This window comes from Actinopolyspora mortivallis (genome assembly GCF_003001495.1).
GTDB classification, from domain to species: Bacteria; Actinomycetota; Actinomycetes; order Mycobacteriales; family Pseudonocardiaceae; genus Actinopolyspora; species Actinopolyspora mortivallis_A.
This window is the reverse complement of record NZ_PVSR01000018.1, coordinates 64,202-70,655: the sequence shown is the minus strand read 5'-3', so window position 1 is coordinate 70,655 and position 6,454 is coordinate 64,202. Positions and strand designations below refer to the sequence as shown.

Genomic DNA, 6,454 nt, shown 5'->3' with positions numbered 1-6,454 from the left:
GCTTTCGGTGCTGTGTTCCGTGCTTGCGCGCCGGTGCTGCGATCGGTTCGGGTCGGGGTGCATCGGGGTCCTTCGGTTCGGGGCGTTGTTCGTGGCCGTGCTTCCGGGCGGGAGGAAACCGCTCGGCGAACCGGTGGTTTCCCCGTCCATCCGGAACGTGCGTCCGAGGACCGGTATCGACACTAATATGTAAAAACTTCAGATTTTGCTCGTTTTTTCACTCTTAGGAGTGAGTCGAGAACGTGGGAGTAGTCGAACTCCGAGAAAATCGGAGAACATCTGTTGTTATCCCTTCGGTTACCCGGAGAGTGTGTTCTACACTGGGGCTGGCGGCCAGCTCCCGGTGACCCCCAGGCTGGTTGAGCAGGCCGCCCCTACGTGCAGGGCCCCGTGGCCGGTCGACCGGCCACGGGGCCCTGTTCCGTGTGTCACCCGTCTGCCCACCGCGCGGAACCGTTCCCGGAGAGCGGACCACCGGCAGGACGGTCAGTCGAGCACGCCGCTCACGTCACTGAAGGACAGGCCGTGGGCCGTGGCCACGGGCTCGTTGAACAACATCCCGTCGTGCGTGTTCAACCCCCGGGCGAGTGCCTCGTCCTCCCGGCACGCGGCGTGCCAGCCCCTGTCGGCGATCCGCAGCGCGTAGGGCATGGTCACGTTGGTCAACGCGTGGGTGGAGGTGTTCGGGACGGCACCCGGCATGTTGGCCACGCAGTAGAAGACCGAGTCGTGCACCCGGTAGGTCGGCTCGTCGTGGGTGGTGGGACGCGAGTCCGCGAAGCATCCTCCCTGGTCGATGGCGATGTCCACCAGCACGCTGCCCGGCTTCATGTGGGAGACCAGCTCGTTGGAGACGAGTTTGGGCGCCTTGGCACCCGGGATCAGCACGGCACCGATGACCAGGTCGGCGTTGCGCACCGCCTGCTCGACGCTGTAGCGGTTCGAGGTGACGGTGCGGATCCTGCCCTCGAACTCGCGGTCTATCTCCCGGAGCTTGTCCACGTTCGTGTCCAGCAGTTCGATGTCCGCGCCCATGCCGAGCGCCACGCGGGCCGCGTTGAGTCCGGCCACACCACCGCCGATGACCACCACACGCGCCGGGGGAACACCGGGCACCCCGCCGGGCAGCATTCCGCGCCCCCCGCTCGGCCGCATCAACGAGTACGCCCCCACCTGCGGGGCGAGTCTGCCCGCGACCTCGCTCATCGGGGCGAGCAGCGGCAGCTTCCCCTCGGAGTTCTGCACCGTCTCGTAGGCGATACCGGTCACCCCCGAGTCGAGCAGCGCGTTGGTGAGCTGGGCGGAGGCCGCCAGGTGCAGGTAGGTGAACAACACCTGGTCCCGCCGCAGGCGGGGGTACTCCTCGGCGATCGGTTCCTTGACCTTGAGTACCAGCTCCCCCTCGCCCCAGACGTCCTCGGCGGTGGGCAGCACCTTGGCTCCGGCCGCGAGGAACTCCTCGTCCGGGATGGAGGACCCCAGGCCCGCACCCGTCTCCACGAAAACCTCGTGGCCCCGGCTGACGAACTCGTGTACCCCGGCGGGGGTGAGTGCCACACGGTACTCGTTGTTCTTGATTTCGCGGGGTACGGCGATCTGCACGGTCTTTCCTTTCCTCGCACACCTGTCTCGAACCTGCTCGGGTGATCGCCGAACCGGCCGGACGTCGCCGGAAGGAGGTCGTCTCCCGGGCGGGGAACCGGCGGGTTGCGGAGTCGTCAGGCAGGAACGGAGTTCGTGCGCACTACGATGCGCCGTCAGCGGACGCGGCGCATCGTTCCCACGGAATGAGATTGCCCGGAAGGTGTTGTTGTGGCGGCACAAAGGGCCTTCCGGCGGAGTGCACGTCGCAGCCGCAAGCCCCCGGGGTTCAGGATCGGCCGTGCGGGTTCCACAGCTCGCTCAACAGCTGCACCAGCAGCGCCGCACGGACCTCGGGGTCGTCGAGATCGACCTCGACGAGCTCGTTCAACCGCTTCATCCGGTACCGGAAGGTGTTGGGATGCACCCGCAGCTCCCGACTGGCCGTTCTGGGATCCCCCGGGCGCCGCAGCCAGGAGTACAGCGTGTTCAGGTACTCGGTTCCGTGGTTGCGGTCGTGCTCGCGCAACACTCCCAACGGACCCAGCTCCCCGATCCCGGCGTCCGCGGAGGCGCCCGCCATCCTGGTGAGCACGAGCGGGTGCCAGAGGTCCTCGTACACCGCCACCTCCCGGTCGACCAGGCCCGCCCGCAACAGCCCGAGCACCTCGTCCGCTCCTCCGCGTGAGGTGGGGAGTTCGGCCACGGCCACCGCGGTTCCGGCCGCCACCAGCGGACGCGAGCTCTCCGGAACCAGTTCGTGTATGTGGGCCAGCAGCGCCTCGCGGAGGGCGGGCCAGCCACCCGGGCCGGTGCGGTCCGGCACCACCGCGTACAGCACCCCTCCCGACTCGGCGACCAGCGGACGGTGACCGACCCCCCGGGTGATCCACTCCCACACGGCGAGGCGGTGCCCCTCGTCCATGCCGTCCCCGGCCCGCACGTCGATCGCCACCACCCGGTGCGGTTCCGCCCGCACCCCCAGCTCGTTCGCCGCGGACCGCCAGCCCTCCGCCCCATCCAGCAGGAGCCGCACCAGCCGGGCGGAACGCCGGCGTTCGGAGTCGGTCAACATCCTGTGCCGCAGCAGCTGGAGGGCGACCAGCGCGGCGGTGTCGGCGAAGGCGGAGGCCCGCTGCTCGGAGACCTCCCCGGTGACCACGGCCCACATGGACCCGAGCAGTTCACCACCCATGCGGATGGGAACGACCAGGCGGGGCAGCGTCCCGTCGGGCTGTTCGGGGACGTAGATCGCCGAGCCGCCCTTGGTCAGCTGTCGGAACGTCCCCCTGGCCCGGAACTTCGCGAGCACGTCCTCCGGTTGGCCACGTCCCATGATCGTGGAGATCCGGGCGGGGTCGGCCAGATCCTGCCGGGCGGAGTAGGCCAGCACCCGGGAATGCGCGTCCTCGATGGTCACCGGAGCGTCGACCATCTCGGCCACCGCGTCGGCCAACCGGAACAGGTCGCCCGCCCCGGAGGATCCCAGCCGGGGTGGTTCTGAGGCGGAGTCCGGGACCTCGTTCCCGGCGAGGGCGGCACGCAGCAGCCAGACGAGCTGGGCCCAGGCCGTTCCGCCGCGCACCTCGACCAGGCCCACCCCGTGGTGTTCGGCCGCCCGACACACGGCATCCGCCGTGCACAGCGGAGGCTTGATCAGCACGGCCGCCGCCCCGTGCCCGCCACAGGCCTCCGTGAGTTCCACCGCCTGTCGTTCGGTGGTGATCCCCACGCCGAGCACCACGTCCCCGGTGGCAACCCCGCGAGGGTCGTCCGGTTCCGCGATGACCACGTCCGCCACGTCGCACCGGACCTGCGGCGACGTCACCGGGCGCAGCAGCGTGGGGCCCACCCGTTCCACCAGTGCCTGGACGTCGACCATCACCCGCTCCTCGCGTCTGAGCCACGACGGGTTTCCGCGGCCCCGGAACGCGCCGGGAGGCCGGCACCGGTGTCCGTGCTCACACTCTCGGTGGTGATCCGTCCCGCTGTGCGGGGTTGGGGTTGGACACCGTCATCCGCCGGGTTATCGTTGCCGAACACAGCGACAATCGCATATCGGCCGACGACATCGGGCGGGAGAGTCCCGGCGCACCGACGCGGTTTCCGCGGAGCGTGCCGACCGGGCGCCGAAGGAGCAAAACTCCCCGCAAACTCTCAGGCACCCGTACCGCCCGACCGAGGCAACTCTGGAAAGCGCACCCTTCGGGCGTGCGCACCCACGGTGCAAACCGCAACGGTGCGGTGAAGCTCTCAGGTTCCGCAACAGAGGGGGAGGCCGCCAAGTACGCGGATACGGTACTGCCGGACGCCCGTCGCGACGGGGGTCGGCGCGGTGTTGATCGCGTGACGGTGGCGACGTGCCATCGAGAACCGTGTCCAAACGACAGTGATGGAGCCTCCCCATGAGCCTGCCCACGGACCTCAAGTACACCGAGGAGCACGAGTGGCTCGCCGAACGCGGCGAGGTCGTGCGCGTCGGCGTCACGCCGTACGCGGCCAACGCGCTCGGTGACATCGTCTATGTGGACCTCCCCCAGGAGGGCCAGGAGATCACCGCCGGTGAGGCCTGTGGTGAGCTGGAGTCCACCAAGTCCGTCAGTGACCTGTACGCCCCGGCCAGCGGTGAGGTCACCGCGGTCAACCAGGCGGTGGTCGACGCGCCGGAGCAGATCAACGCGGACCCCTTCGGGGACGGGTGGCTGTTCGAGATGCGCGTCAGTGAGTACGGCTCGTTGCTCGATTCGGGGCAGTACGCCGAACTGACCGGTGAGTGACCGGGGCTGTTCGCCGGAACCTCTACGGGCGGGTGCGGAGCCGGACTCCGGCCCGGGGCCGCTCGTGGGGCCGGGAGTGAACACCTGACAGGGGCCTGCCGGTCCTGAAGGACATCCCGGCGGGGTGGTGAGCCGACGCGGTTCTCCGCCCCGCCGGAACCGAACTCGATACGCGAAGAAGAGACGATCAATGGCGATCAGTGTCTTCGATCTTTTCTCGGTGGGGATCGGCCCGTCCAGTTCACACACCGTGGGTCCGATGCGTGCCGCCGCGCGCTTCGTGGAGCGGCTGCGCGGACAGAACCTGTTGGGACGTGTCACGCGCGTGCGTGCCGAGCTGTTCGGTTCGCTCGGCGCCACCGGGCACGGTCACGGCAGCCCCAAGGCGGTGCTGCTGGGCCTGGAGGGGCACCGCCCGGAGACGGTCGATCCGATCGCGGTTTCCGGCAGGGTCGACGAGATCCGCGCCGAGGGACGACTGTCGTTGGACGGCACCCACGAGATCCGCTTCGACTCCGACGAGGACCTCGTGATGTACCGGCGGGAGACCCTGCCCGTCCATCCCAACGGTATGCGTTTCACCGCCTCCTCCGGGGACGGAACCTCGCTGTGCACGGCGGTGTACTACTCGGTCGGTGGGGGGTTCGTCGTCGATGAGGAGGCGACCGGCACCGATCGGATCAAGCAGGACGCCACCGAGCTGGCCCACCCGTTCCGCACCGGGGAGGAACTGCTGCGGCGCTGTGCCGAGTCGGGCAAGTCGGTCAGCGACCTGATGTGGGCCAACGAGCTCGCCTGGCGGGACGAGCAGCGGGTCGCCGACGAGCTGTTGGGGATCTGGCACGTCATGCGCGAGTGCGTGCACAACGGGTGCAACAGCACCGGTTCGCTGCCGGGCGGGCTGAACGTGCGGCGTCGTGCCTGCGAACTCCGGTCCAAGCTCGGCGACTTCGACGACCCCATGGAGTGGGTGACGGTGTACGCCCTCGCCGTGAACGAGGAGAACGCCGCCGGTGGTCGGGTCGTCACCGCTCCGACGAACGGGGCGGCGGGCATCGTTCCCGCCGTGCTGCACTACTACATGCGGTTCCTGCCGGGGGCCAGTGGCTCGGGGGTGGTGCGCTTCCTCCTCGCCGCCGGGGCGGTGGGGGTGTTGTTCAAGGAGAACGCCTCGATCTCCGGTGCGGAGGTGGGGTGCCAGGGTGAGGTCGGATCGGCCTGTTCCATGGCCGCCGCAGGTTTGGCCGAGGTGCTCGGGGGCACCCCGGAGCAGGTGGAGAACGCCGCGGAGATCGCCATGGAGCACAACCTGGGACTGACCTGCGACCCGATCGAGGGTTTGGTGCAGATCCCGTGCATCGAACGCAACGCCGTGGCCGCGGTGAAGGCGATCACCGCGGCGAGGATGGCCCTGCGGGGGGACGGCAGTCACTTCGTGTCGCTGGACAAGGTCATCGCGACCATGCGTGCCACCGGCGACGACATGAAGGACAAGTACAAGGAGACCGCGCGCGGCGGGTTGGCCGTCAACGTGATCGAGTGCTGAGCGGGGAACGAACCGTGGTCGGAACCTGCTCTCGGACCGCGCCCGTGGGAACTACGGCGCGGTCCGAGCATCCCCCGGAGGGTTCATCCCTCAGAAGGCGAAAACCTTCCCGGTGTAGGCGCGCATCTCGCAGGCGTTGGAGTACGTCTGGCTGTAGCGCACGGGACTGTTCTTCCAGGTGCCGGTGGCCGTGACGGTCACCGGGCGGTACACCAGCGGGCACATCGGTTTCGCCTTGCCCGCTCGCAGGGACTCGAACTCGCCGTGGACGGCGGCGAGTTGCTCACAGGCCACTGTGGCTCGCGGGTGCGTGCCACCGGCCGGGTCGCAGCGCAGTATCGCCGCTTTGGAGTCCTTCGTGCGGTCTCCCGGTGTCACCCGCAGGTCGAGCATGCTTATCTCGGGCCGGGTGGTCGCCGTGTCCTCCGGTGACTCCGGTGGAGTCGCCGCCGCCTGCGGGGCGAGCGGGACGAGCGCGGTGGCCAGCACGGCCGCCGCCGCGACTAAGGATCGGCTGACGATCCGAGAAACGCCCATGTCGGATTTCCCT

Annotated in this window: 5 protein-coding genes and 1 riboswitch; of the genes, 2 read left to right on the top strand and 3 right to left on the bottom strand. The window is 69.1% G+C overall.

The features are described 5' to 3' along the window. Positions 1–486: 486 nt before the first annotated feature. Positions 487–1,602: an alanine dehydrogenase gene (ald, locus tag CEP50_RS11725; protein ID WP_106113991.1), complete on the bottom strand. Its 1,116-nt coding sequence runs from the start codon at positions 1,600–1,602 to the stop codon at positions 487–489. Positions 1,603–1,870: 268 nt separating this feature from the next. Next, positions 1,871–3,463, bottom strand: a complete 1,593-nt coding sequence (locus CEP50_RS20775) for a PucR family transcriptional regulator (protein ID WP_106113990.1) — start codon at positions 3,461–3,463, stop codon at positions 1,871–1,873. A 184-nt stretch (positions 3,464–3,647) separates the two neighbouring features. Then, positions 3,648–3,764: riboswitch (glycine riboswitch) on the top strand. 222 nt (positions 3,765–3,986) lie between these two features. Between CEP50_RS20775 and gcvH the strand changes: the two genes are divergently transcribed. Beyond that, the gene (gcvH, locus tag CEP50_RS11715; protein ID WP_106113989.1) at positions 3,987–4,358 is read left to right on the top strand and encodes a glycine cleavage system protein GcvH; all 372 of its coding nucleotides are present in this window, start codon (positions 3,987–3,989) and stop codon (positions 4,356–4,358) included. A 190-nt stretch (positions 4,359–4,548) separates the two neighbouring features. Next, entirely contained in the window at positions 4,549–5,904 is a 1,356-nt protein-coding gene (locus tag CEP50_RS11710; RefSeq protein ID WP_106113988.1) for an L-serine ammonia-lyase, read from the top strand. Between the two features lie 90 nt (positions 5,905–5,994). Here CEP50_RS11710 and CEP50_RS11705 read toward each other — a convergent pair whose 3' ends face one another. Continuing rightward, on the bottom strand, positions 5,995–6,441 hold the full coding sequence (locus tag CEP50_RS11705) for an SSI family serine proteinase inhibitor (RefSeq protein ID WP_106113987.1): 447 nt from the start codon (positions 6,439–6,441) through the stop codon (positions 5,995–5,997). Positions 6,442–6,454 lie beyond the last annotated feature (13 nt).